1 protein-coding gene is annotated in these 524 nt (G+C 56.5%); it reads right to left on the reverse strand.

What is annotated here, in order from left to right; translation table 11 throughout:
- Nucleotides 1–524 (reverse strand): tripartite tricarboxylate transporter permease (locus IE074_RS14745; protein WP_189386201.1); only part of this gene is annotated, 524 nt, incomplete at both ends.

Consider the following 524-nt stretch of genomic DNA (forward strand, 5'->3'; position numbering starts at 1 on the left):
AAACGCTCGGGGGTTTTGGAGATTTTCTTCTCCAGGGTGTAAGAAGCAAACGACGACAGGACTGCACCGCCACCGGGCAGGATACCCAGGGCCGAACCCAGCATGGTACCGCGCAACACGGCTGGTGCAGCCTCTTTAAATTCCTGTTTGTTGGGGTACAGGCTACCAATTTTATCGGTGATATCAACCCGGTTTTCTTTTTGTGCCAGGTTGTTCATGATTTCGGCCAGACCGAAAACACCCATTGCGACCACGGCAAAGTCGATTCCGTCCTGCAGTTCAGGGATACCGAAGTCAAAGCGGGCCACACCCGAGTTGACGTCGGTACCCACCATGCCCAGCAACAGGCCCAGAATGATCATGCAGATCGCCTTGGGCAGGGAACCGGAGGCCAGGACCACCGCACCGATCAGGCCCAGACACATGAGCGAGAAGTATTCGGCGGGACCGAACTTGAAGGCGACTTCCGCCAGTGGCGGCGCAAAGGCGGCCAGCAAAATGGTGGCAAAACAACCGGCAAAGAA

Source organism: Advenella faeciporci (genome assembly GCF_014652395.1).
Lineage (GTDB): Bacteria > Pseudomonadota > Gammaproteobacteria > Burkholderiales > Burkholderiaceae_B > Advenella > Advenella faeciporci.